The 25,146-nt window shown below is 50.4% G+C and carries 23 protein-coding genes; 15 read left to right on the top strand and 8 right to left on the bottom strand.

The window, feature by feature from the left end; genetic code table 11:
• Positions 1-20 precede the first annotated feature (20 nt).
• The 6 genes from purD (at position 21) to mtnA (ending at position 5,013) form a co-directional block, all read left to right on the top strand.
• Positions 21-1,310, top strand: coding sequence for a phosphoribosylamine--glycine ligase (gene purD, locus GX441_01500; protein ID NLI97315.1), 1,290 nt, complete (start codon positions 21-23; stop codon positions 1,308-1,310).
• A complete protein-coding gene (locus tag GX441_01495; GenBank protein NLI97314.1) occupies positions 1,297-1,719 on the top strand; it encodes an AIR carboxylase family protein in 423 nt (140 codons plus the stop codon). The genes purD and GX441_01495 overlap by 14 nt, the downstream gene beginning before the upstream one ends.
• Positions 1,720-1,724: 5 nt before the next feature.
• The gene (locus GX441_01490; GenBank protein NLI97313.1) at positions 1,725-2,591 is read left to right on the top strand and encodes a cation transporter; all 867 of its coding nucleotides are present in this window, start codon (positions 1,725-1,727) and stop codon (positions 2,589-2,591) included.
• Positions 2,566-3,627 (top strand): hypothetical protein, encoded by a 1,062-nt coding sequence (locus GX441_01485; GenBank protein ID NLI97312.1) that lies wholly within the window; start codon positions 2,566-2,568, stop codon positions 3,625-3,627. The genes GX441_01490 and GX441_01485 overlap by 26 nt, the downstream gene beginning before the upstream one ends.
• Positions 3,628-3,705: 78 nt before the next feature.
• Positions 3,706-3,978: an HU family DNA-binding protein gene (locus GX441_01480; protein ID NLI97311.1), complete on the top strand. Its 273-nt coding sequence runs from the start codon at positions 3,706-3,708 to the stop codon at positions 3,976-3,978.
• Positions 3,979-5,013, top strand: coding sequence for an S-methyl-5-thioribose-1-phosphate isomerase (gene mtnA, locus GX441_01475; protein ID NLI97310.1), 1,035 nt, complete (start codon positions 3,979-3,981; stop codon positions 5,011-5,013). It begins immediately after the preceding gene.
• 1,159 nt (positions 5,014-6,172) lie between these two features.
• On the opposite strand, the gene GX441_01470 is transcribed toward mtnA, so the two are convergent.
• The 7 genes from GX441_01470 to raiA all read right to left on the bottom strand — a co-directional run bounded on the left by GX441_01470 (position 6,173) and on the right by raiA (position 14,652).
• On the bottom strand, positions 6,173-7,069 hold the full coding sequence (locus GX441_01470; GenBank protein ID NLI97309.1) for an rRNA pseudouridine synthase: 897 nt from the start codon (positions 7,067-7,069) through the stop codon (positions 6,173-6,175).
• A 12-nt stretch (positions 7,070-7,081) separates the two neighbouring features.
• On the bottom strand, positions 7,082-9,490 hold the full coding sequence (locus tag GX441_01465; protein NLI97308.1) for a tetratricopeptide repeat protein: 2,409 nt from the start codon (positions 9,488-9,490) through the stop codon (positions 7,082-7,084).
• Positions 9,405-11,117 carry an AMP-binding protein gene (locus GX441_01460; protein NLI97307.1) on the bottom strand — a complete coding sequence of 571 codons (1,713 nt, stop codon included), beginning with the start codon at positions 11,115-11,117 and terminating at the stop codon, positions 9,405-9,407. The genes GX441_01465 and GX441_01460 overlap by 86 nt, the downstream gene beginning before the upstream one ends.
• 105 nt (positions 11,118-11,222) lie before the next feature.
• The gene (locus GX441_01455; protein ID NLI97306.1) at positions 11,223-12,923 is read right to left on the bottom strand and encodes an AMP-binding protein; all 1,701 of its coding nucleotides are present in this window, start codon (positions 12,921-12,923) and stop codon (positions 11,223-11,225) included.
• 34 nt (positions 12,924-12,957) lie between these two features.
• Positions 12,958-13,344, bottom strand: coding sequence for a PTS mannose transporter subunit IID (locus tag GX441_01450; protein ID NLI97305.1), 387 nt, complete (start codon positions 13,342-13,344; stop codon positions 12,958-12,960).
• Positions 13,337-14,323 carry an HPr(Ser) kinase/phosphatase gene (gene hprK / locus GX441_01445; GenBank protein NLI97304.1) on the bottom strand — a complete coding sequence of 329 codons (987 nt, stop codon included), beginning with the start codon at positions 14,321-14,323 and terminating at the stop codon, positions 13,337-13,339. Before hprK ends, GX441_01450 begins: the two co-directional genes overlap by 8 nt.
• The gene (gene raiA, locus GX441_01440; GenBank protein NLI97303.1) at positions 14,320-14,652 is read right to left on the bottom strand and encodes a ribosome-associated translation inhibitor RaiA; all 333 of its coding nucleotides are present in this window, start codon (positions 14,650-14,652) and stop codon (positions 14,320-14,322) included. Before raiA ends, hprK begins: the two co-directional genes overlap by 4 nt.
• Before the next feature lie 286 nt (positions 14,653-14,938).
• Between raiA and GX441_01435 the strand changes: the two genes are divergently transcribed.
• The 7 genes from GX441_01435 to GX441_01405 all read left to right on the top strand — a co-directional run bounded on the left by GX441_01435 (position 14,939) and on the right by GX441_01405 (position 23,141).
• On the top strand, positions 14,939-16,339 hold the full coding sequence (locus GX441_01435; protein NLI97302.1) for a T9SS type A sorting domain-containing protein: 1,401 nt from the start codon (positions 14,939-14,941) through the stop codon (positions 16,337-16,339).
• Positions 16,340-16,366: 27 nt separating this feature from the next.
• Entirely contained in the window at positions 16,367-17,737 is a 1,371-nt protein-coding gene (locus GX441_01430; GenBank protein ID NLI97301.1) for an Omp28-related outer membrane protein, read from the top strand.
• A gap of 300 nt (positions 17,738-18,037) precedes the next feature.
• The gene (locus GX441_01425; GenBank protein NLI97300.1) at positions 18,038-19,435 is read left to right on the top strand and encodes a T9SS type A sorting domain-containing protein; all 1,398 of its coding nucleotides are present in this window, start codon (positions 18,038-18,040) and stop codon (positions 19,433-19,435) included.
• Positions 19,436-19,809: 374 nt separating this feature from the next.
• Positions 19,810-20,307, top strand: a complete 498-nt coding sequence (locus GX441_01420; protein ID NLI97299.1) for a TlpA family protein disulfide reductase — start codon at positions 19,810-19,812, stop codon at positions 20,305-20,307.
• A gap of 80 nt (positions 20,308-20,387) precedes the next feature.
• Complete coding sequence (locus GX441_01415) at positions 20,388-21,104, top strand: hypothetical protein (GenBank protein ID NLI97298.1); 717 nt, start codon at positions 20,388-20,390, stop codon at positions 21,102-21,104.
• 138 nt (positions 21,105-21,242) lie between these two features.
• The gene (locus tag GX441_01410; GenBank protein NLI97297.1) at positions 21,243-21,671 is read left to right on the top strand and encodes a hypothetical protein; all 429 of its coding nucleotides are present in this window, start codon (positions 21,243-21,245) and stop codon (positions 21,669-21,671) included.
• Positions 21,672-21,767: 96 nt separating this feature from the next.
• A complete protein-coding gene (locus GX441_01405; protein ID NLI97296.1) occupies positions 21,768-23,141 on the top strand; it encodes a hypothetical protein in 1,374 nt (457 codons plus the stop codon).
• Positions 23,142-23,320: 179 nt separating this feature from the next.
• Here GX441_01405 and GX441_01400 read toward each other — a convergent pair whose 3' ends face one another.
• Entirely contained in the window at positions 23,321-23,773 is a 453-nt protein-coding gene (locus GX441_01400) for an adenylate/guanylate cyclase domain-containing protein (GenBank protein NLI97295.1), read from the bottom strand.
• A 160-nt stretch (positions 23,774-23,933) separates the two neighbouring features.
• Between GX441_01400 and GX441_01395 the strand changes: the two genes are divergently transcribed.
• Both GX441_01395 and GX441_01390 read left to right on the top strand, forming a co-directional pair.
• Positions 23,934-24,236: a hypothetical protein gene (locus GX441_01395; GenBank protein NLI97294.1), complete on the top strand. Its 303-nt coding sequence runs from the start codon at positions 23,934-23,936 to the stop codon at positions 24,234-24,236.
• Between the two features lie 28 nt (positions 24,237-24,264).
• On the top strand, positions 24,265-25,047 hold the full coding sequence (locus GX441_01390; GenBank protein NLI97293.1) for a hypothetical protein: 783 nt from the start codon (positions 24,265-24,267) through the stop codon (positions 25,045-25,047).
• The last annotated feature ends 99 nt before the right edge of the window (positions 25,048-25,146 follow it).

The raw sequence follows: 25,146 nt of genomic DNA, 5'->3' as shown, positions 1-25,146 counted from the left end.
ATAAGCGATATATTCTAAGCATGAAGGTCTTTGTGCTCGGCTCAGGCGGAAGGGAACACGCCCTTGGTTGGAAGCTTGCCCAATCAAAAAAGGTAAAAGACATTTTTTTTCTTCCTGGCAATGCAGGAACATCCAGGCTGGGAACCAACATCAAGATTGACCCATCGGACGCTCAGGCAGTGCTTTCTCTCGCTGAAACGCAGAAGCCCGACCTCATTGTCGTAGGGCCTGAGGCGCCTCTTTATGCAGGCGTATCCGACGCGCTAACCGATAAAGGGTTTCTCGTTTTCGGACCATCTAAAAAGGCTGCAATGCTCGAGAAGGAAAAGACTTTCGCAAAGGGGTTCATGGCTCGATATGGAGTGCCTACGGCCCGGTACGTGAAGTTCGATTCGGCTCAAGATGCGAAGGCATACATCAAGGCTAGCGACGGGTTCCTTGTCGTTAAGGCTTCGGGACCCGCTCTTGGCAAGGGTGTTGCGGTATGCCATAGCCGTGAAGAGGCGCTTCGAGCAGCGGAAGAGATGATGGTCGAAAAGGTTTACGGCGAATCCGGCTCAAATATCGTTGTAGAGGAGCTATTGGAAGGGGAGGAGATTTCCGTCCTTGTTCTGACCGACGGCGACCACAGCGTAACTTTCCCGCCTGCGCAGGACCACAAGCGGATATTCGACAATGACCGTGGACCTAACACAGGCGGAATGGGAGCGTACGCTCCGGCGCCTGTCGCGGATTCAGACGTTCTCATCGATATAGAACAAAGAATCATCGCTCCGACTCTTAAGGCCTTGAAAGAAGAAGGCATTCAGTATCGCGGGGTGCTTTATTTCGGTCTCATGCTCACGAAGGACGGGCCGAAGGTTCTTGAGTTCAACTGCCGGTTCGGCGACCCTGAGACTCAGCCCTTGATGATGCTTATGGATGAAGACATAGTCCCCCTACTCGTAGATACAGCAAACGGAAATCTGGGAGAAAGCCGTCCTGTAAAAGTCAGAAAGGGCTGCTCATTATGCGTGGTTGCCGCAGCGAGCGGTTATCCTGGCGCATACAAGAAGGGCGACCGGATACGACTCGACGTTAAGGAAGACAGGGATTTTGCCGTCTTCCATGCAGGCACTTCTCAGTCCTATGGTGAAACAATTACATCCGGCGGAAGAGTCCTTGGCGTCACTGGCTTCTCAGGCAGTGTCCGGGAAGCCAAAGAGAAGGTTTATGCCCCGCTCCTTGAGGGCAGAATATCCTTCGACGGCATTTACTTTCGCCGCGACATTGGCGACAAAGGCATAAGGAGGCTTGATGAGTCCTTTTAAAGTAGCGATTGTAGCAGGTTCCAAAAGCGATGAGGAGTATGTGAAGCTCGCTGAGGTCGAACTCGAAGAAGCTGGAATCCCTTACGATACACATTATCTCTCCGCGCACCGCCAGCCAGAGGAAGTAGCCGAGTTTGCTAAAGCGGCCCAGGACAGAGGGTTTTCAGTAATCATCGCCCTTGCAGGCTACGCCGCGGCGCTGCCCGGCGTTTTAGCCGCTTATACATCCTTGCCTGTTATCGGCGTGCCTCTGGATACATCGCCTCTATCCGGATGGGACGCGCTTCTCTCGATAGTCCAGATGCCGAAGGGCGTTCCTGTTGCGGCTATGAGTGTGGGGAAAGCGGGCGCATCTAACGCGGCGAGGTTTTGCAGGAGAATCAAGGACATTATAGATAGCGCCCAATAAACAATATGAGCGAGAAGAAAGCAAAAGCCGTTCTTGTAATAAGCACGGTAGCGAACGTTGCCCTGATGGCCATGAAGCTTTCCGTGGGCTTCCTTGCGCACTCGCGAGCGCTTGTAGCCGACGGCATCAATTCAACCCTCGATATTTTCTTTTCCGTAATGATACTTCTCTCCTTCCGCTGGGCTTCCAAGCCTGCGGACAAAGATCATCCTTACGGGCACGGCAACATAGAGGTTCTTGTTGCCTTTATAGCCGCGCTCATCATAGTTGCGACCGGCGGGGTTATAATCTACGACGGCATAAGAAGCGCTATAAATCCGGCACTCGAGGCGCCCGGAATGCTTGCCCTGATTGCCGAAGGAGTAACCATAGCCTCAAAGCTATTCCTCTATATATATGCCACCTCGGTCGCCAAACGTTTTCGTTCGCCGGCCGTCTCAGTACAAGCTGCCGACCACCGTTCCGATATCATGGCAACATCGGCAGCCGTCGTCAGCATATTCCTCGCAAGAATCGGCATCAAATTCTTTGATCCAGTGGGCGCCGCCATAGTAGGCAGTTTCATCATCTGGACCGGAATACGCCTCATCAAAGAGAACATACACGTTCTCATCGAAACAAGACCAGAGGACAAGTTTTTTGCAAAGGTAGAGGAGGCTCTTTCGGCCGTTAAAGAGGTAAGGAAAGTATACGGCCTAAGAGCGCATCCGGTGGGTACGTATTTTTTTCTTGAGATAACCGTTTCGGTTAACGGGAACCTTACGGTCAAGAAAGGCCATGATATTGCCGAGCAAGTCCGCTTAAGGTTGATGGAGCGCGAACAAACAATAAAAGACGTGATAGTCCATGTTGAGCCAGAAGAACATAGATGAAGCCTATGAGCTTCTGAGGAAAGGCGAGGCTGTAATAATGCCGACGGATACGGTCGCTGGTCTTTTCGCAATCGACACCCCGGAGGCTTGCGAACTGCTTAAGTCAATCAAAGGCCGCTCCGGCGCAAAACCCATTGCGCGGATGTTCGGTTCGCGAAAGCAGATATCAGAAAGGGTACTTATCACCAACCAAGTCCAGGAGCTTGCAATGCAAAGGCTTCTTCCGGGCAAGGTGACCCTCATCTTTCCTTCAAGAAATGAAAGCGAGGGAACCATAGGGGTGAGGCTTCCGATGGACGCGTCCCTGAGGGCGCTGATACGCAGGACAGGCCCTCTTCTCGCCACATCGGCCAATCTTTCAGGCGAGGGTACTCCGGAAGCCGGTAGCATCTCGCATGACATGGAGCGAGTCGCGCATTTGATAGGCGCATATGAAATGTCCGGCGCCCCGCTGAATATGGCTTCGACCGTTGTCGATTTAACGAGCGAAAGGCCTCGAATTCTCCGCAAAGGTGCAGCATCTATATGGACAATAGCCAGAAGACTCAATGCCACGCCTTATCTTCCTGCGCCTGAGGCTATGAGGGTGCTTTTTGTATGCGGCGGCAACACCTGCCGTTCGCCAATGGCCCAGGCGATGTTTTCCTCGTTGTGCAGGGAAGACAGAGTAGAATCAGAGAGCGCAGGTTTATCCGCGGCTGACGGCGAGACGGCATCCTCACAATCCATCGAGGTGATGCGGGAGTACTCAATATCTCTTGATTCACATCGTTCCCGAAGACTATCGCCGGAAATGGTCTCACGGGCTGACGTTATTCTTGTAATGACTCGCGCGCATCTTTTGCGCATAAGGCGAGCGCATCCGGAAGAAGCCTCGAAAACCTTTCTCCTGTCGGGATTTCCGGAGCCCTGGCCTCGCGGTCGTCAGATTGACGACCCTATAGGTAGGCCCCTGGAAGTATACCGCAAGACTAGGGAAGCTATAAAAGCGCCCCTCGGAACGCTTTGCAAGGAAATCAGCAAGTTCTTGAATTGATTTGATCAGCGCGCTGGGACTTGACAAAACCCGCGATTTTCCTATAATCTCTGGAACCTTTGTTAAGGAGGTGCACATATGACAAAGGCCGAATTAATAGACAAAATCGCCAGCGATGCGAAAATCACGAAGAAAGCGGCTACAACCGCCGTAAGCACAATGGTAGGCGAGATAACCAAGGCTCTCAAGAAGGGACAGAGAGTTCCTCTTGTAGGTTTTGGAACCTTCATGGTTCGCCGCACCAAGGCTCGCAAGGGTCGCAACCCCCGTACCGGCGAAGAGATCAAAATCAAAGCCGGCAAGCGCCCCGTCTTCAAGCCTGGCAAAGCTCTTCGTGACGCTGTTGCATAAATGTCTTACAACAAAGGGGGGCGTTCGCGCCCCCCTTACCTTTTAAATCCCCCTTACGAGGCGATAAAATGGGGATATAGGAAATTCTGGGTTCTCGACCAGCGTCTTCTTCCGCACAAAAAAAAATATCTGGAACTTTCTGATATCGAATCTGCATGCATTGCAATAAAAAGTCTCGCCGTGAGAGGGGCACCTCTCATAGGCGTTTGCGCGGCTTTGGCTCTGGCGCATGCCGCCCGTTCAGGCGCTTCAAAAAAAATTCTTCTCAAATCCGCAGAAAAGCTTGCTTCGACGAGGCCCACGGCAGTCAATCTCTTCAATGTTCTCCGCGAGATTAAAAAGGTCATAAATGAAGACTCGTCCTGCAACGCAATAGTCACAAAAGCCCTGAACATATGGAAAGAAGAAGAAGAGCGTTCGTACGCAATGGTTGAGCATGCTCAGGGTTTGGTAGGGAAAGGAGCCAGGATTACGACTTACTGCAATACCGGCATGCTTGCCTGCCCTGGATTGGGAACCGCCCTTGGTGTGCTTATCAAGGCGCATCTTGAAGGAAAGAAGATAGATGTAGTAGTTCCTGAAACCAGGCCGTTGCTTCAGGGCGCTCGACTAACATCCTGGGAATTGACGCAGTGGAAGATACCGCACATCCTCGTCACGGAATCGGCGCTTGCAAGCGTGTTGAATTCCATCGAAGCATGTTTTGTCGGGGCCGACAGGATAGCGAAAAACGGGGATACCGCAAACAAGGTCGGAACTTATGGACTAGCCATACTCTGCCGGAGCTTTGGGGTTCCTTTCTACGTCGTGGCTCCCACATCTACCGTTGATGCAGGCGCTAGAAAGGGTGCAGAGATACCAATAGAGATCCGGGACGCTTCCGAAGTTGCCGAGTTCAATTCATGCCGCTCGGCGCCCCGCGGCGCTAAGGCTTTCAATCCGGCGTTCGATGTCACACCGGCCGAGCTCATTACTGCGATTATTACCGAAGAAGGCGTCGCCAGACCTCCCTATAGAAAGAACTTACCTCTGTGAGTACCGCGATCTTCTTCCTCCTTGCTTTTTCTCAACCGATACTGCCTGAGTTTCCGCCTCCTTTAGATCTGGAACCGCCGACGGACAAACCTCTGGTTATTCCTTTAGAGAATGATACAATTGGCGTAGGTATCGACTTAGGAAGCCCTTTCGGTCTGGACATAGCGGCGAGGCAGGACGGCGGACTAGTATCCTACAGGGCTTATCTGTCTCTCCACGAACGAAATGACTACTATGAGGGCGTCGAAAGAATGTTGAAGGGAGCTCTTAAAGGTGTTATAGGCAAGTTCCAGACAGGCGCAAGCGTCGATGCGCGAAGCTATTCATCAGCCGAAGAGAAGTTCTTTTCCGATGCAATCCTTTTCGGATTCTGGCATCATACGAATACGCTTGCCGGATTTGAATTGCAGAGGTATGAGTCGACCATGAACAAGGATGATATTTCGGGATACGCACTCAATGCGAGGTTTTTCCTGGATAAGTCCTGGGCGAAAGCGCTTATCAAAAACGCGACTTTTATACGGCAAGGAAGCTTTGAAACTTACGTTGACGGATTTATGCAGTACCAGCTGGGTTTTATTCTGCTGACTCCTAATCTTCAGGCGAGGGTTTTGACGAGCGAAAAGAACCCTCTTGGTGCAGGAGCGGGGCTGAATCTCATAGCGGTCATTGGAAATTTCACTCTTGGCTTGGACGGCAGGTACAAATACGCAACACCGGTCATACTCGACACCTTTCTTTTGAATCCTGTTAATGCAGGGATTTCCGATGCTGCAAAATCGAGGCTCCTCGAGGATCGCCTGGGCCTGATTCTCGGATACAGAGGCGTGGAGATAGAGGGTTTTGTTTCAAGGGGCGAAGGATTCTTCTGGCAGAGGGACGGTACAATGCCTTATCCCTTACTGACGCTTGTTCCTTATACCCTTGCAGGTGTTGAAGCAAGAACAAAGCTAGAACGCGAAAACGTCTCCAGCACCGGAATCGTCAGGATCAATCTATACCAGGACGGAACCGTCTGGACTCCGCCGTGGCTTTTATCCGATTCCTTGACAGTAAGGTTCAATAGTATTGGGGGTTTCGGAATAATAAAAACCTCGGGACCCCGGGTATGCGCGTTCGAGGAAATTGGACCATCGGTGGAATTAGACGCGGGTTTGTTTTATGAGCGGGAGCCTTTCCGGGTGGTTCTTCGTGCGGACGACTTGCTGGATTCACGGCCCCAAATCTGGCCTGGTGTTTTACCTTCGGGCCGGCGTCTTTCCTTGTCTCTTACCCTTTTTTCGAGCGAGTGGTGATTGCCGGTGCAAGATCTCTTCAGCGTTTCTATCTCCTCCAAGGTCAATTTTCGCGCCTTGCCCGTAGGAAGACCGCCAAGTTCAAGCGGGCCGAAGGCAACCCTTACAAGGCTTATCACCTTGTGACCGAGCGCTTCAAATATCCTTCGAATCTCCCTCTTCCTGCCCTCGCGTAAAACAAGTTCGAATCTACGGGCTGAAAGCTCCTTGATTGATACGGGCGGAGCTGGACCGTCCTCCAGCTTCAATCCGCCCTTCCCGATGATCGCAAGAGTCTCCTTTGTGGGAGGCCAGTCAACAGTGACATGATACTTTTTGCTGACTCCGAAGCGGGGGTGAGTAAGTTTGTGCGCCAGGCTTCCGTCCGAGGTTAAAAGAAGCAATCCCTCGCTCTCCTTGTCGAGACGTCCTACGGGGTACAATCGTGCCGGTGAAGCCACGAGTGCGGTAACCATCATCTTGTGATGCGGATCTTTCGTAGAAGAGAGCACTCCCCTGGGCTTATTGACCATCCAGTATTCGCACTCTTTATTAAGCCATTTACAGTTCCTCTCGTCGTACACTCCTCGCAGCGTCGCCCGATAAGACGGTTTTCCGCAGGCGTCAAGAACGACAAGCTCATCGCCCTCCTTAATCGTGGCCCCGGGATTCGCCCTCGATGAGTTAAGTAGCACCCTTCCGCCTGCAATCCATTCTTCGATCCTTCGCCTGGAAGCCACTCCCCATGAAGAGAGGAACTTCTGGATTCTCAAACCGGACATCCCTATGCCGCCCTACTTGAGCGTTTGAAGTCTTTTGGTGATCTCGACTCGCTGACGATCGAGTTGCACTTCAATGGCGGCTTGCTCAAGATATCTTTTAGCCTCGTCCACTCCTCCCAGGAGCTCGGCCGTAGAAGCCGCTCCGAGAAGGGCTTCGATGCGCGATTCTGATCGTTCGGGCAGTCTGGAAGCGGCTTCCCTGTACGAAGAAAGAGCGTCCTTGAGATTGCCGGAAGCCTTGTCAATATCCCCCTTTCCAAGAAGATACTCAGGCGTCTCACCGAAACGGTTCCTATACCGCACCGAATAATTGACGGCCGATGTAATACTCCCTTTCGATAGCTCCACCCTCATCCCGAAAAGAAGGAGTCTTTTCGCGACGTCTGAAGGAGGGTTTTCAGTCAGGGCTGCGGTTACAAGATCGGATGCGGTTTGAAGGTTTCCCATGCCGCAGTATATTTCCGCCATTTTAAGGGTATAAGAAGCCCTCTCTGAAGAGCTTTTCGTGGATGAGAGAAGGTCTCTGTAAACTGAAAGCGCTTCTCCAGGACGTCCAAGAGACAAAAGCATATTGGCGAGCTCGGTTTGGGAGCGGGATACGACGGCGGAGGATGGAAATCTTGGAGGTATAGAACTGTAAGTCTTAAGCGCATCATCCGTCTTGCCGAGATTTCTCTGGCATCTTGCCTTGTAGTAAAGGGCTTCCGCGGCCGCGTCCGAATCGGGGTATTTATCCAGCACCTTGTTGAACTCATGCAGAGCAAAAGTCCAGTTGCGCCTTTCGAAATAATCTAGCGCTATCTGAAGCTGAATTCCCGACGCTATCGAAGCATCGGGATATTTTTCAAGAAAGCTTTTCAGCATGCTCGCCTTGTCGGAATACCTGCCCATAGCAAGACGGCGCTCCTCTATGGCAAGCAATACGCTTTCCTTCTCAACAAGTGACGGCGCTTCGCTGTAAGCCAGGAGGAAAGATTCGACAGATTCGGAGTTCCTGCCTGCAGCGGCAAGAACCTCGCCCCTTCTCTTCAAAGCCTTAAAGTATGACGAGCCTGGGCTTACGTTTTTGAATTCTTCAGCAGACTTCGAATAATCGCCTTTTCTGTAATAGCTCTCGCCAAGATAATAATGTATTTCATTGAGAACAACCTCATCCGAGGTAGAGCTGGCAAGTTCGTTAAGTACCTTGATTGTGGAGTCAGTCTCACCGGAGTAGAAAAGACCCCGTGCGAGAAGAAGATTTACCATGTCTTTCCCAGTGTAGAGTGGATACTCTGTCAGTATCTCAACGCAAGCCTCGTTAGCCTTGCTGTAATGCTTTACAGAATACTCAATCTCCGCCAGATCGTAAAGAAGTCTGGGCCGGTTTCGCGAGTTGATGGAAAGTCCGCGATTAAGATACTCTATTGCCTTGTCATACCGGTTCCTGCCCCTTTCAATCATAGCAAGCAATAAGAATGTTTGTTCCGTCTCCGCTCCTCCAGGATATGCGTCGAGATATTCAAGGGCGGTCTTTTCCGCTTCATTGGTTCTTGAAGCGAGATATTGCGATACTGCAAGTCCGTAGAGCGCCTCCTGGCTTTCGAGTCTTGAGTAGAGCTCGCAAGCTTCAGGAAAGGAACCGTTCTCCAGAGCGAGTCTTGCCCTTATTAGTATGCTCCTTACGGTATCATCGAACTTCTCGGCGTAACCTGTTGATTGACTCAGACTGTCCATCCTCAAGGAAACATAAGCCGCCAGATAAAGGGCTTCTTCCCTGTTCCTTATATCGCGCGGATAAGCGGCGGTATCGGCGAGTCTTTTCTGAGCCTCGTCAAGGTCGGCTTTGTGGTACGCTATCGACGCCTGAAGAAGATTGAGCTCTCCAGGGTCGAACTGACCCTGGTTAAGGTCTTCAAGGTTATGGAAGGCGTTTGAGGCTTCATCGTAATTCCCCATTTTATAGAGAGCCCATCCTGAATAATAAAGAAGTTCCAAAGGCGGAGCAGGATCGGTCATGAACGCCTGCGCAAAAAACCTTTTTGCGGATTCATAATCCTTCACAAAAAAGGCGTCAAGGCCAAGAATCCAGTTGGTTTGGCCTATGTCCTTGCCCGATGTTGCTAGACTTTGCGCTCTTCGGAGCAACGCTTTTGAAAGCTCCACATCCCCTAATTCGCGGCCCGCTCTGCTTTTGCGGACAAGAAAGGAAAGATCCAGAGAGAGCTTCGGGTTTTCAATCATCGCAACATCATAAGCGGAGCTTGCGCCTTCCATGTCTCCGCCCAGGGCGTATACGTCTCCTGATCTGATGAGATCGCTGCCCAGCGCTTGCGTCGCAACGGCAACAAGAATGCTACACGCGAATAGGCTTCTTTGCGAAAAGATAGCGCTTGACTTTGTTGGTTGTTGTTTTGGGTAGTTCTTCAGCATGAATTTCAAAGTGCTTTATTCTCTTGTAGTCTGCGAGCTTCTCGCATTCCTTGAAAACCTCAGTCTTCATCATTTCCTCGAGTTGCTCTTCTGAGACGCCTGGTTTTGTCTGATCAATCAGTTCGTAATTAGGGACAATTACGGCGTGAATCTCTTCTCTTTCCGTGGCTTCATTACGGTGACCGTAAACGATTATCTCAGATATGTATGGATTCTTGCCTACCACGGCTTCTATCTCCTCCGGGTACACATTCTTTCCTGCGGCGGTGACGATCATGTTTTTCGCCCGGCCGGTAATGTAAAGAAATCCCCTCTTGTCCAGCTTGCCAAGGTCTCCGGTGCGAAGCCAGCCGTCTTCGGAAAGAACCGCGGCAGTGGCCTCAGGGTTCTTGTAATAGCCCTTCATGACCGAGGGGCCCTTTACCATTATCTCTCCGTTTCCGTTCTCGTCCGGATCGTCGATTTTAACGTCCTCGAAGCCCGGGAGCATCGGACCAACCGAGGCTATATCCATCACCTTGCCCCTGCTCACAGCTATTACTGGTGACGCTTCTGTCATGCCGTAACCCTGGAATATCGGCAAGCCGAGGCGCTCCATAAAGCTGCCTACCCAGGGTACAAGCGCCGCGCCTCCTGCAACAAGATAGCGGACATTCTGCATCCCTAAAGCCTTGCGCACGCTAGAGAACATGGCCTTTGAGATACCTTTGGATACTTTCCCCAGTCCCATGCCTGTGTTGAAAACAAGGCGCTTAAGCGCGGATGAACTCTTGACGTTTCTCATGACGCCCTCGGCCATCTTTTCGTAAAGAAGGGGGACACCAAGAACGATGGTCGCTCCGTGCTTTCCCAGCGTATCTATGATGTCCTTCGACTTTAGGCTTGGCGAGAAAGCTATCTTGGCTCCTACGACTACTGCGCAGAGAAATCCGCATGTCGCCTCGAAGGAGTGGTGGAGGGGTAATATAGAGACGAAAACATCCGATGAGTCAAACCCGAAGCATTCGTACAGCCCTGATATGTTCGAAGCGATGTTGCGATGGGTCAACATAACACCCTTGGCCTGGCCAGTAGTGCCTGACGTGTAAAGTATGGCCGCCACCGAATCCAGATTCTCCGGCGGCTCGGGAGCATCAAGCTTTGAACCTTCGGAAACTAACCGGTCAAACGGGAGCCATTCCTTGCTCTGCTTATTCTCGTATATCGATATTTTCGTGAACTTTCTTTTGACGCCGGAAAGAGCTTCGTCAACAATTTCGACGTACTCGGCTGTCGCAATAACGGCAATTGAGTCCGAATTTTCAAGAATATGCCTTATCTCCGTCATCTTGAGCATCCTGTCCAGGGGAACCACTGTCGCTCCTGCCCATTGAATCGCAAGATACGTAATCTCCCAGTCGGGGCAGTTGTCGCCAATGACGGCTATTTTGGAGTCGGGTTTTGCCCCTATTTTCCTTAAGGATGCCGCAAGGTTTCTGACCCTTGTCAACCCTTCGGCGTAGTTGAATTGCTGTTTTGTGTTCCCTCTCTCCATAAAATAAAGTTCCTTATCCTTGAATTTCCCGGCCGCCTTAATGAACATTCGAGGTATTGTTTCGAGTTCAAGCGCTGGATAATATCGAGGTACGTCAAGCATGGCTACTCCTTAACTCAGAGATGATAACATATCCCGACACATGAGTTCACCGCTTTCATCACAACCCTCCAATAAGTATTATCTTCCTAAAAGTGCAACAGTCAACTATACCTTGACCGGCTTTTTGTCGAACAGGTACCGTTTGACCTTCTTTGTAGTGGTCTTGGGCAACTCTTCCTCGTGAATCTCGAAGTGCTTGATGCGCTTGTAGTCGGCGAGTTTCTCGCATTCCTTGAAAACCTGAGCGCGCATGAACTCCTCAAGCTCTGACTCGCTTATCTCCGGTTTCTCGGCATCGAGAAGCTCGAAGTTGGGCACGATAATGGCGTGAACCTCCTCGCGTCCGGTAGCATCATTGTGATAGCCTATTACGAGTATCTCTGAGATGTAGGGATTCTGGCCGACGACCGCTTCAACCTCCTCCGGATAAACGTTCTTACCCGCAGCCGTCACTATCATATTTTTGGCGCGTCCGGTGATGAAGAGGAAGCCGCGCTGGTCCAATCTCCCCAGGTCGCCCGTGCGAAGCCATCCGTCTTTCGATAAAACCTCGCGTGTAGCCTCCTCGTTCTTGTAATACCCTTTCATGACCGACTCTCCGCGAACCATTATCTCGCCGTTGCCGTTTGCGTCAGGCTCGTCTATCTTTATCTCGAAGCCTGGAATTACCGGACCTACCGAGAGATTATCGGGATTGGCGAAGCGGTTTACCGAGATCACCGGCGATGTCTCGGTCAGCCCGTAGCCCTGAAGAACCGGCAGGCCGAGGCGTTCCATGAAGCTCGACGCCCAGGGCGCGAGCGCCGCAGCGCCGGATACGAGGTAACGCACCTTGTCCATGCCCATTGTTTTTCGGACGCTTGTGAACATAGCCTTCGAGATGCCTTTTGCTATCTTTCCGATATTCATTCCGGCGTTGAAGACGAAGCGCTTGAAGGGCGGTGCCTCTCTTACGTTTCTCTGAACCCCTTCTACGATTTTTTCAAACAGGAGGGGCACGCCCAGCATAAGGGTGACGCCGTTCTTCGCGAGAGTTTCGAGTATCTCTTTTGATTTCAAGCTCGGCGAGAAGACTATTTTGCATCCGCAGCACATTGGTAGAATGAAGCCGCATGTCGCCTCAAAACTGTGGTGCAGAGGAAGAACAGATAGGAATATATCCGATTCGTTGAAATCGAGCACCTGGTAGGCGCCTGAAACGTTCGATGCAATGTTGCGGTGCGTGAGGATGACACCCTTAGCCTGGCCGGTCGTCCCGGAGGTGTAGAGAAGAGCCGCAGTATCCTCCATATTAATTGGAGGTTCTACCTGGGGTAGTTCGCAGCCTTCCGTTACAAGAGATTCGTGGGAGAGCCACCCTTTTGAGACCTTTCCGATTACTATTTTTTTGAATTTCCTGTCTATCTCGGAAATTGCCTCATCTACCACTTCTACGGACGAGGAGGTGGAGATAATACCCATGGAATCCGAATTGCGAAGGATATGACGTATTTCAGGAGCTTTAAGCATTCTGTCTATTGGCACGACCGTACACCCAGCCCACTGGATACCAAGATAACTTGCTTCCCAATCAGGGCAGTTTTCTCCAATGAGTCCTATCTTATCACCGTGCTTAAACCCCAGTTTGCGAAGTGAACGCGCAAGATACTCAACCCTCTCCCGGAGCTCCCTGTACGTGAACTCCTGTCTTAAATTTTCGCGCTCCATGAGAAGGGCGGGATGATCGGGATATGTTTCAGCCGCACGCCTGAACATCCGTGGTATGGTTTCAATCTTCAAAGGTCCACGAACAGTCGGTATATTCATTTTGCCTCCTGGATTGTCTTGTCAGTATCCTCTATTAATCAAACTTTTCCATACCTCTTTTCCCGGACTCGAGAGTTTTAGACAAAAGCTGGCTTCCCTTGAGTCTTGTCCTATAGGTTAAATACGTAACCAGCATAGGAAGGTTTACCCCGGAAACCAACCGCCAGCCCTTATGTTTCTGTTTAAGCTGCCTGCATGCATTGAACGAGCTGCCTCCGAAGAGGTCAACAAAAACGTACAAATCACCCTCGTATGAATCCAGCTTCTCTTCAATCGATCTCACCATCTCTAGCTCGCCGAGTCCTTCGTTTGATACCGCTATAACGCCTTCCTGCCTTCCCACGATACTTTCAGCCGCCGAAAGCATTCCCTGCGCAAACTTAGCGTGGCCGATTATGACGGCATGAATCAGCCTATTCATCGTCCTCCTCGACCTCCTTTGCCGTTTTTATCTTGCGTCTCAAAAGTTTCTTGAGTTCGCTGTCGAAAAGCTGCATAGGATGATAGCCTCTAAGAACGACCAGGTGGTTCATGGCTATCACCTCGCATATCATAGCTATGTTGCGGCCCGGAAGCACAGGCAGGGTCAGCAACGGTATGTTGACACCAAGAATCTCCCTCGTTTCTCTTTCCAGACCCAGCCTGTCTACAGCCATCCCCTTCTCCCAGCGTTTAAGCTCGACTATCACCTCAATCCTTTTCTGAAGCCTTATCGAGCGAATGCCGAATATGGAGTAGAGATTGATTATTCCGAGTCCGCGTATCTCCATATGATGCTGAAAGGCCGGGCGCTGCTCAGCTCCCTCGCCTATGAGAAGGCTTCTGCGTCTGCGGATCCTTATCAAATCGTCCGCCACCAGTCTGTGTCCGCGCTCGACCAGGTCAAGAGCCGTTTCGCTCTTGCCTATGCCGGATTCGCCCACAATCAGAAGACCTACCCCGTAGACATCTACCAGCGTCCCGTGCGTGTGCGTCTCAGGCGCAAGCCGAAGCTCGAGATAATCCGAGACCGCGCTTATGAAGTCGTTGCTCGAAAGCCTTGAGACAAGCAGAGGTATCTTCGATTTATCAAGTTCCTCAATAATCTCTTCAGGGGGTTCCTGATCGTTAGTCACGACCAGACACGGCGGACCGAGTTCCGCCATGTTCCTTACAGCCGCTCTTCTTGCTTTAGAATCCAGTGTTTCAAGAAAAGCCAGTTCAGTCGCGCCAAGGACCTGAAGCCTGTCGGCCGGGAACTCGCCGGTAAAACCTGCAAGGGCGAGTCCCGGCCTGTGTATATCCATTGATTTTATTAAATTTGCCTCCATTCCGTCCTTGCCTGCAATCACCCCCAGCCGCAGGTCATGCCTGCGTTCATCGAAGAGCTCCGATACGGAAATGTGCTTGGAATCGCTCATTCGGCTTCTGCTGAGTTTGCTCCTGCCGCACGCTTCGGTCTGACCTTTGCGCGATGCTTTCCTTCGAACCTCTCCATCTGCCGGACAAGCTTATCCGTAAGGTCATGAATCGCCTGATCGAAGCTTGAAGCCTTAACACGGGTTGTTATCTTGTCGTTCTTCAGGTGGAGGACACCCTCAGCCCACTCGAAGTTATTTTCACGGTACAGTATGAGCTCAGAATCCACTATGTGCATGCTGTAGCGGTCAAGTTTAGCAAACTTCTTATCTATATATGACTTAAGTGCAGGGGTGATTTCGACATGGCGACCAGTCAATCTTGTGGTCATGGTGAACCTCCTTGTCGTTTATTCTACAATAAGATTAGCCAAACCAGAGCCAATGTCAAGATAATTAGCTATTGAAGAAACCTGCTCCTCCGGCAAAAAAAAGGTGCATAAGGCTTAGGCGTTAGGGAGGGGGATTGACAAGCGGGAATTTTGCGTACAATATATTAAAATCAATGGAGTAATCCGGGCTTTGTAAGTTGGGCAGAGGGTATTGACAAACGCTGAAAATTGTATAGCCTGATATCAGGTTTATAACAATATACCATAATCATAATATGGAGGCTTTATGAAGAAAGTGCTATTACTATTACTGGCGTTAAGCTTTGCGGTTTTTGGAGCGTTGCCCGAAAGAAGGGTTATGCTCGAGCTTTTCACAAGTACAACCTGCCCTCCCTGCGTGGCGGGAAACGCATCGCTTACTTCAATAATAAGCAACAGCGGAAAGTACGTTGCGGCGGTACGCTACCATATGTACTGGCCAAACCCCGGCAACGACCCGTTCTACCATTACAACACCGCGGAGAACGGAGCCAGAAGAAGCAACTACGGCTGCAATTCAGTGCCAATGCTTTTCATCGATGGAGTTCAGTCGAACATCACACAGCTCGCAGTGGACTCAAGGCATAATGTTCCTTCGCCGTTCAGCATGAAGGCGTATCGGAGCTACGATAACTTCACCGCTTATAGCGCTGATCAGGGTTCCGGTATGTTTGTAGTCGAGATAAAGAACGAGGACTCGAAGGCTTATTCATTCAGTCTTTTCGGAGCGCTTGTAGAGAACGATGTTGCGTACACGGGCACGAACGGCGACCCAATGCATCATCAGGTCATGATCGACATGATTCCTTATGCTTACGGACTCAAGGTCGATATAGAGCCAGGCGAGACGAAGAGCATCGGTTACGACTACAATGTCGACGATACGGTAAAGTTGCTCAATACACTGCTTGAGCCTACGGGTGAAGTTCATATCGTGGACGCAAAGAAGTGCGAGCTCGTGTTCTGGTGCCAGGACAAGACTACCAAGGAGATTTACCAGTCGGCAAAGGTCGCCGTCGAAGGCTCAAAGCCTTTGTTCGTTGAGGAGCTTGAGGTCTCGGATGCGTCTGGAGACGGCATAATCTCGAAAGACGAAGAGGCGTACGTTCATGCAAAGATAAGGAACGGTTCATCGGCCAAGATGAGCAAGGTGCACATGCTCGTTGAGGTTGACAACACCGGCATCCTGGTCGTAAAAGGCTCATACGAGATACCCGAAATACCGGCCAACGGAAGCGTAACAATCTCCGGCAAAGAGATTGTTATAAAGGGCGGCTCCGCATACGACGGCAAGGAGTTCAATCTGAAGTGCTACGCCGGTTCAGGCTCGACTGACGCATCGCTAGGATGGTCGACGAAAAAGCTGAACTCGGGGATATCTGAAACCGGAACTGGCGCTTTTGCGCCAGCTTTCCCGTCTGTAGCAAGAGCCGGCTCCTCAATAAAACTTGCAGGATTCGGCGGGATTGCAGGCGAATGCAGGATAACGATGTTCGACGCTTCAGGCAGGCTGGTAGAAGGTCTTTATGCAGGAAGAGCGTCCGGTCTTAATGAACTAACGATCCCCAGCGTACCTGGAGGCCTCTACTTCATAAGAGTTGAGACCTCGGCGGGGAAGCAAACGTACAAAGTAGTTCTGCTCGATTGAGCCGAACCAGAAGGAGTCAAGATTAAGATGAAAAAAACCTTGCTATTCGCATTGCTGCTGGCAATCCCTTTTATAGGATTCGCCCAGTTCGAGAGGAACGTATGCGTTGAAGTAGGCACAGGTACATGGTGCCAGTATTGTCCGGGCGCCGCTCTTGGCGTGGACGACTTAGACTCGGCCTATGGTTCAAGGGTCGTTCCTATCGAAAACCACAATGGCGACATCTTCGCCTTTGTTGAATCAGATGCCCGCAATTCTTTTTACGGCATCACCGGCTACCCGACAGCGGTGTTCGACGGAATGACGAAATCAATTGGAGGCAGCCACACCCAGTCAATGTATCCCAATTATAATCCAATAGTTCAAAGCCGTTTTGCCGTTCCCTCGCCGCTCGATATACAGCTTGCTGTCACATTCAACGCTTCGACATGGGAGGGCACAGTAACAGCAACCGTAATTAACGGAACCACTACCCTAGGAAAAATAACGGGTAAAATCCATTTCGTAGTGCTTGAATCCCACATACCTTACAGCTGGCAGGGTCAGAGCGTACTCGATTTCGTCAACCGCGACATGTTACCTGATGCGCAGGGAACGGATATCACCATAAATAAGGGTGATACTGTAGTCGTAGAGAAAGACTTCACAATCGACCAGGAATGGCCTTCAAACACGCATAATATTACCAACTTCGAGATAGCGTGTTTTGTTCAGGAAGCCGTTTCCTATTTCCCCGCAGAGGTGTATCAGGCGGCAAGAACAGGAATCGTTCCCGATCTCTCCGCCGAGATAGTTGACACGAAGATTAAGAGCGAGGACGGTTTACTCCATCCCGGACAGACATCCAACTTCGTCGTTACGCTCCTCAACAGTGGAGAAGATTCATGGGCAAGCATGAGCGGCGTTCTCTCAACGGCTGACAACAACGTCCAGGTAGTGGACTCTCTGGGAGAATGGGACGCTGCCGATCCAGGCGAAGAAGTAACTAACGACGATAACTCGTTTAAACTCAAGCTTAAGTCAGGCGCTCCTGACGGATACAGCCCGGTTCTTAACCTGACAATAGAGGACAACCTGGGCCGCGGTCAGGAATTGGTGGGCTTCGAGCCATTCAAACCCGGCATCTCCGAAGACAAAGGAAGCTTCTTTAACTTCAGCATTCCCAGTGTTGTTTCGTCAAACGGCGTTGCGGCAATATCAGTTGCCTCACCGACAGCAGGTAGGCTCGATATATTTGACGCCTCCGGACGTCTTGTAAAGAATCTTTACAACGGACATCTCTCTGCAGGTGCTAACATCCTCCCCTTCTCAGTTGATAACCTGGCTACGGGAACATATTTCATCAAACTGAACGCGGGCGAGCGCTCAACGATAAAGAAACTTGTAGTGGTTCGCTGAACTCAAATCACTTGAAATATTATGGGCGACGGCCAGGCTGTCGCCCTTTTTAATAAAAAAGCATGGTCTTTACATGAGGGAGATGGAGACTATAATCATATGGGGAATTTAAGGTCATTGGTCTAACGGTTTGTTTTAGTCGGCCAAAAAGTGCCAATTTGTTAAATTGACCGTTATATGTGTGATTACGATAAAGCACGAGAAGAAGTCTACGTAGGATTTGCAGAGGCGTAGATAATTAAAACTTTAAATCCAAAAGGTTCCGAAAACAATGGAACCGGTCTCAAGGAGGAATCGACAATGAAAAAAATCCTCTTTATCGCAGCCATAATACTGCTGTTGCCGGTTGCCGTTTTCGCCGGCACTCGAAACAAAGTATTGGGCATGCTTTTCACAAGCACGACGTGTCCGCCGTGCGTTGCGGCAAATGCGGCGCTCGATCAGGTTCTCGCCGAGCGCGAAAGCACGCTCGCGGTCGTTCGCTTTCACATGAACTGGCCCTCGCCGGGCAATGACCCATGGTATCATTACGACCCGGCTATGAACAACTTCTGGAGAGCGATGTACGCTATCGATGCAGTTCCTACGTTCGTTGCGGACGGAATGACCGCCGGAGTATCCACATCCATCGTCGATATGAAAGCGGCTGAACCAACAACGCTTCAGATTTCCATTTACAGGCAGTATCCGGTCTCATCCCTATACGAATCCGGTAACGGAAAGGTCAAGGTTGAGCTTTATAATGAAGACAAGAACGAAGCAACATTCAAACTCTACGGCGCTTTAACCGAAAGCGAAGTCCTTTACACGGGAACGAACGGCGACCCCGAACACGATCAAGCCGTGTTCGATATGATTCCGGAATACGATGGAACCCTCGTCACTTTGAAAAAATACGAGAGAAAGATGTTCGAGTTCGATTTTACAACCAACCACACTATCAATACGACCCCTGACCCGCATGACGTTGTAGCCGGGAACTGCGAACTCGTGTTCTGGTGTCAGGAAGCCTCGGGCAAGCTTATATACAATGCCGCCAAGGCAAAGGTCGTTGGAGCCGACTCCGCAGCTCCTGTGATGATTCTCTCGAACATTCAGGTTTTTGACAGCAACCAGAACGGAAGCCTGGAGCCCAGCGAAGAAGCTGAAGTAAAAGTCACTATAACGAACTCTTCCGACTCTCCCATTGAGAACGCTCACGTATTCCTGACCATAGATGATACAAAAGTTGACGTGATAGACGGTTATGCCGAGATTCCCTTGATTGCCCCCGGTGAGGCTTACGTTGTTGAAGAGTCAAAAGGCGACGGACTTAAGCTCAAAACCAAGAGCAGTTATGTTAAAGATACACCCTTCGATATGACTGCCGAAGCCGGCTCCGGAGAAGGCTACTGGTCTTCCTACGTTCAGCCCCTCGGGATCAATGAAGAAACGAAACCTGAGTTCTGGACAAGCGTTGCGTCTGTCATAACCACCTCTAATACCGCTATCTCCCTTTCACTGCCTGCGTCCGGAGCGGTTGAACTCAACCTTTTCGACGTATCCGGCGCAAGAGTCAAGACCCTCTACTCGGGCAGTCTCAACGCTGGTAGGCACGAACTCCCCATCTCGCTCGACAATTTGTCCAACGGCGTGTACTTCGTAAGAATCGCTGCAGGCGAAAACACATCGGTCAGCAAGGTTGTAGTTTCCAGGTAATTCAAACTCAATTGGACTTAAGGGGCCTTAAGGCCCCTTTTTGTTTGAGAAACAAGAGATTATCAAATGCAAATCGGGACTTGAAAATGCTCTTCCGCTTATCCTTGAACTGTTTTTAAGGTTGCGGCAGTTTTCAAGAAGTGAAGCTTTTTTATAGAGTTAGAAGATAAGGTGAGCAAAAATTGAGGATTGGAAACCGAACTGTCATAGAATCTTGCTATGCTGTTTTCTTGAGAAACAAACCGGAATGGGCTTGCGTCATTATTGTAAATAGGGAATAAAACGTACCTCCGAAGGGTATAAGAATTGAAGGCTTTACTTTATGTCTTCAATGACTATAATAAGGTAAGATTAACCTTGCGAGGTGAACGATTATGAGTATGAAAAAGATAGCGACTTTGTTGTTTGGAGCGGCAATTTTATTAACAGGAGCTACTGTACAGAGTTTTTCCGCTAAAGACCTTAACGGAAAAACCTTAACCCTTGATTCACTAATGGGTTCCAAGCTGACCATAATCTCCTTCTGGAGTACTTCGTGCGGACCATGCAAGGAGGAACTGGTTCTTCTGGATAGTCTTTACAAGATCTACAAGGATTCAGGTCTTGCTGTGATTGCAGTAAACATAGACTCGAAGAAAACCCTTGCACAAGTCGCCCCAATGGTGAAGAGTTACGGGTGGAAGTTCAAGGTTCTCTTAGACCCTGATGCAAACGTTATGCGTCAGTTCAAAGTAAGTCCAATACCGCACTCCTTCTACATAAAACCTGACAAGACGCTTCTTAAATCCGTCATAGGCTATACCAAGAAGGATGCGGCAACGATATCGGAAACTATACGCAAGGCCGTTCACGGGAATTATCAGACATCGTAATGTCATATTCGGTCATTTCCAGGGGGCGGGTATTAAAAGACGTCTTCTTTTGGATATCTTTAATACTCTCGATAACACTTTTGGTTTCTTGCGGTGAGCGGTTTCCAGACCCCGAGCGGGATGAGTTCGACAAAACCGTACTCATAGAAGAAGGAACAGGTACCTGGTGCGTGAACTGCCCGCGGGCTGCCTCGCACGTAGAAGAGCTCTTAATAAATCTTCCCGAAGACAGCGTCATCGTGCTTGCCTTGCACTCGAGTGCCCCAGACACATTCGCCACAGCGGAAACCGAAGCCAGGGTTAAAACGCTCGGCATCAGCGCCTTCCCAACCATCATATTCGACGGCACTGAGAAAGCGGCTGACGATAAGGTGTCTACTCTTGAATCCATGTACAGCGAACATCATACAAAGCTCGGCTCGCCCTTAAAGATAACTCTTACCTCTTCAATTACCTCGGATAGCGTGATTTATGACATCTCAGTGAATGTTTCTTCAAAGCTGCACAGTTCGTTTGACGGCGTTCTCCGCATCGCCCTGGTCGAGGATTCTGTCCCTTTTAAGAACGAGATGTGGGACGGTCTCAGCCACGTGGTTCGAAGGCTTCCTGAATCGACGTCGACTGACAACTTAACTTTCGAAATTGGACAAACTTATACTTTCCGCAGAGCGCTTCCCAGAGATGCGTCGTGGGGATTTCCCTTGACGGCCGTGGTCTGGGTCGAAAAGGAAGATATAGAGGTTGTGCAGGCCGCATCGAGCAAGATAAGCTTGGCATCTTTAACACAGGCAAAATGAATCGAGATTTTCAAAATAAGGGAGTAAGCGGTGTCAGGAACCTGGTTTTTTCAAGGGAGGCAATAAGGGCTTATCCAAGATCTTCATTGATATTGCTTATACAGCAGGATGTATAATCTAAAAACGGAGGCTCGATAAATGAAGAAAATCCTTGCTATTACCGCACTATCGCTCATCTTTCTAGGGCTTGAATGCAAGCCGCCGGATGAAGGTAACTTCTCGGTTGTACCCGTAGGTGATACAGTTTATACAGTTGATAGCATCGGCATGTCCCATAACTTCGAGTTCACATTAAAGAATAATACGGCAGCCGATCTGCCGCTCATAGTCGACTGCCCGACGTCCATGCAGACCCTGCCTGAAGGATGGTATATCTCTTACTGCGATACGCTCAACTGCTACCCGCTGCCTTGCAGCACAATGGTGCTCAAAGCTAGCGATTCAATACTTGGCTCACACCTTACCGTAGGAACCATGACCGCCGGCACCGAAGGCAAGATTGTCTTGACGGTCGCTTCAGGAGAAGAAGTAGACTCTCAGGCTTTCATCCTTAAGATTGCGGAGTAAGATCGGTTTTACTGATATTTGCGGGGCAGGGCAGCTGTGCCCCGCTTTTGTCTGAATCTGCGTTGACAAACCATGCACTTACAGGATAATGTCTAGATGATTCTCTTATTAACCCTGCTTGGAGAGGTCTCCCTCTCCGGCTCGAACGAGATGCACCTGTGGCTCGAGCAGCCCGGGTGGAAGACCCAGTTCTGCAATGAAGCTAACGCCGACCTCTATGTGGATGCATTCAGGGTCGGAGGCCGCTTCCTTCTGGATGCCGAAAAACTCCGAGATACCCTTACCCGCATCGAACTTACACAGCGCTACCTCGAGTACTCGGGCGAGCGGTTCTCCCTCACTCTCGGCAATTACTACACGACACTGGGCTACGGTCTGGCGCTCTCCTCCTTCGAGGACAAAGCCATGCGAATTGACCGCAATCTTGACGGTGGGAAATTCTCTTGGCAGAAGAACTGGCTTTCCCTTGGAGCGCTTGCAGGAAGGATGCTGAAACCGGACAAAGAAAACCGTGACGAATGGCTCTACGGTGCAGACGTTAGCGTTACGCCTCTCGAAAATCTGAAAATAGAAGGCATCTACCTTAGGCGTGACGCTACGACCGACGCGGATACGCTTTTCGGAAGGGCGTGGGAGGAATGGGCTGAGGAGAATGTTGATTTCGGGTTCTGGCGCTTTAATCTGGGACTGGCCTCCGCCCAGCGCTTCGTATGGGGTCGCTACTCGCCCAAAGGATGGATCGGCGTGGACAGCGTCAACGGGTTTGGATTCTTTGCAACGCTCTCCTACGCTCAAGAGGGGATAGGGGTTCTCCTTGAAGGTAAAAGCTACAAAGGGCTTGCCGGCGGCATCAACGCTCCGCCGCCCGCAAATCCTGACGGCGAGTCAATAAACGAGGGTGCTGATGAACAGGGATTCAGGGCGAATCTCAATCTTGCGCCGTGGCCGTGGCTCTTTGTGGATGCAGGATACGCGCTTGCCTGGGATTCTTCCCGCACGAGCAAGGTATCGCGCACCGGTCTTGATACAAGACTCGATATTGCCGGTCACACATTTAATCCGTTCTTTACACTAATAGACCGGGAGCTTCCCGGAGGCGGAGGCTCATCCACCTCTCCCCAGAACGACCAGCTTGAGGCTGGTCTCGGATACGAAACCCTGATCTGGGAAATATCGGCGCATTTTAAGGGCTCCTGGCGTATTGTTACAGAGGCTGCTGAGAAGTGGAACGAGCCGCACCTGTTGCTCGAACTTGGCTGGGGACCGTGGATGCTGGCTGGAGGAGGCGTCGTTGTTCTTTCGGATTCAACTGAAGTGTGGCCATGGGGCTCCATTCGCTACAACGCTTATCCGTTTGATCTCACGCTATCCTACGGCCGGTTCAAGGGAGAATACATCTGCAAGAACGGCATCTGCTCGTACGAACTGCCCTTCAACGGACTCAAGGCGGACGTAACGTTGTACTTTTGATACCCCAAAAAGATTCTTTGAATCTTTTTGGGCACCCTGTTACATCCTTGTGTAATGTGAATTTTGAAGTCAAACCCGTAGTTGTTGAGACGAAAAGGCTCTATCGGATTGTTTAATTAGAACTTACACTTCACATCCTAGTGGATGTAAAGAATCGACGGTGCAATTCGAGACAATCATTACAGGTCTGCCGAGCGGTCCAGACCCTTTCTTTCCTCCTGGCTAAGTTCCTCCCATGCATTTGGTCCGGCAACAATCCCCTTCCCGCTTTTTCGAGCCTTGCCCATGTTCTTTCCAGCCTCGTTAACAGCAGGTCCAAAAACGTCGAACCAGGTCGCTTCATCCTTGCCGAAAACACCCTCCACAACCTCTCCTGATTCTATGCCGATGTTTGCCTCGTGCTTTGAGGCTATAACCTTCGCAAAATCGACGGCATCGCTTGTTTTTTCGAAGATAATAAGACCTGCATCGCCCATGAACTTTACAACCCTACCTTTCAACTGGTCGACAAGGTCAATAATTTCTCCATAAAAGGTGTTGAGACCTTCGGCAATCTCTTTGGCGCATTTGCCTTCCTGGCTGGAATACCAGCCCTTGAGGTCGAAAAAAAGAACCGCCTTCTTTGTCTTCAATGCATCCATATTATGGATTTATAAATATATACCTTCGGACTAGGATGTCAAGCACTTGACAACCCCCCCTCTTGTTCCTATTATTATGAGTTGAACGCGATGCACGAATGCAGGAAATTATTTGAGTGCAGAACAACATATAAACCAAGGAGGTTTCTATATGAAGAAACTCTTCACATTGGCGGCTGTGGCTGGTCTTGTTATCGTGGCCGGCTTCGCGCTGGGCTGCGATAAGCTCGGCGGCGGCGGCGCAAAAGCCGACGAGACGGCCCAAATGATAACTGATCTTGAAGACAGGATATCGACCCTTGAGGGCGACGTGGAAGCGCTTTCCACCGCACTCTCCGACCTTCAGACCGAGTACGACGAGCACATGGAAAAGTACCACGGCACCAAGGTTGAACCCAAACCCAAGCCCCCTGTGGGCGGAGGCGGCACAGTAAAACCGCCGACATCGAGATAGTAACCAAAACCTTTAAGGAGGAAAAAATATGAAGAAGTTTGTTGCTATTGCGCTTTTAGCGGTAGCCGGTTTCGCGTTCATGAACCTGGATTGCGTCATACCGACTGGCGAAGTACGCAACCTGAGCTACGAGCCGCTTGAGGAAGGCGCCAAAGCGAAGATTACGTGGGACGCGCCTGCCGAAGGCACCCCTGATGAGTATGTTGTTTCCGTTGACGGTGTTGACCAGGTTGCCGTGACAACAACCTACGACATGGTCAATATTCCCGCAAAGGAGATTAAGGTCTACGCAGTAACGAGCGGCACAAAAAGCACGGGCGTAACGCTCGACTTCGCAGTCGTGGAGACCCCGACACTCGATGTATGGACCGTTAACGATCCTTCGGCCACCCATCCGTCAGGCTTCGGCTTCAGCGCTGCAGGAACTGCTGCATCCTACTCGGTTGCCAACAACCCTGAGAACTGCGATTTCTACATATCGATGGGTCAGTCAGGCAACACCCCCACGCTCACCTCGCCCTCCGACCACACGCCTAATCCCTTGAACTCAAGGTACGGATGGTCGGTTCAGACGACCGAGGACTATGCAGGCCTTGACTTGGTCGTGAGCTCCGCCACCTCGACCCAGACTGCACTTTCAAACAACGGCACATACGGCATCATCGTCGGTACTGGCACTGCCTATGCAACCACCGATAACTTCGGCAAAGTCTACGTTACCGCGCTTGCAGACCAGGGCAGCAATATCTACAAGGCGACCCTTAAGCTCGGCTATCAGCTTAAAGACGGCATTGCCTGGGTTATGGAATAACCTTTAAGCATTATAGTCTATGAAAATTGGGGGAGCGTAAGCTCCCCCATGTTTTTTAAGGAAAGGAGTATGAATGAAAAAAACTCTCATCATGTCCGG

The sequence above is a fragment of the bacterium genome, assembly GCA_012517375.1.
Taxonomy (GTDB): Bacteria; Hydrothermota; Tepidihabitantia; order B3-TA06; family B3-TA06; genus JAAYVC01.
Note: the sequence above shows the minus strand (reverse complement) of the source record. Positions and strands in the feature narration are given on the sequence as shown.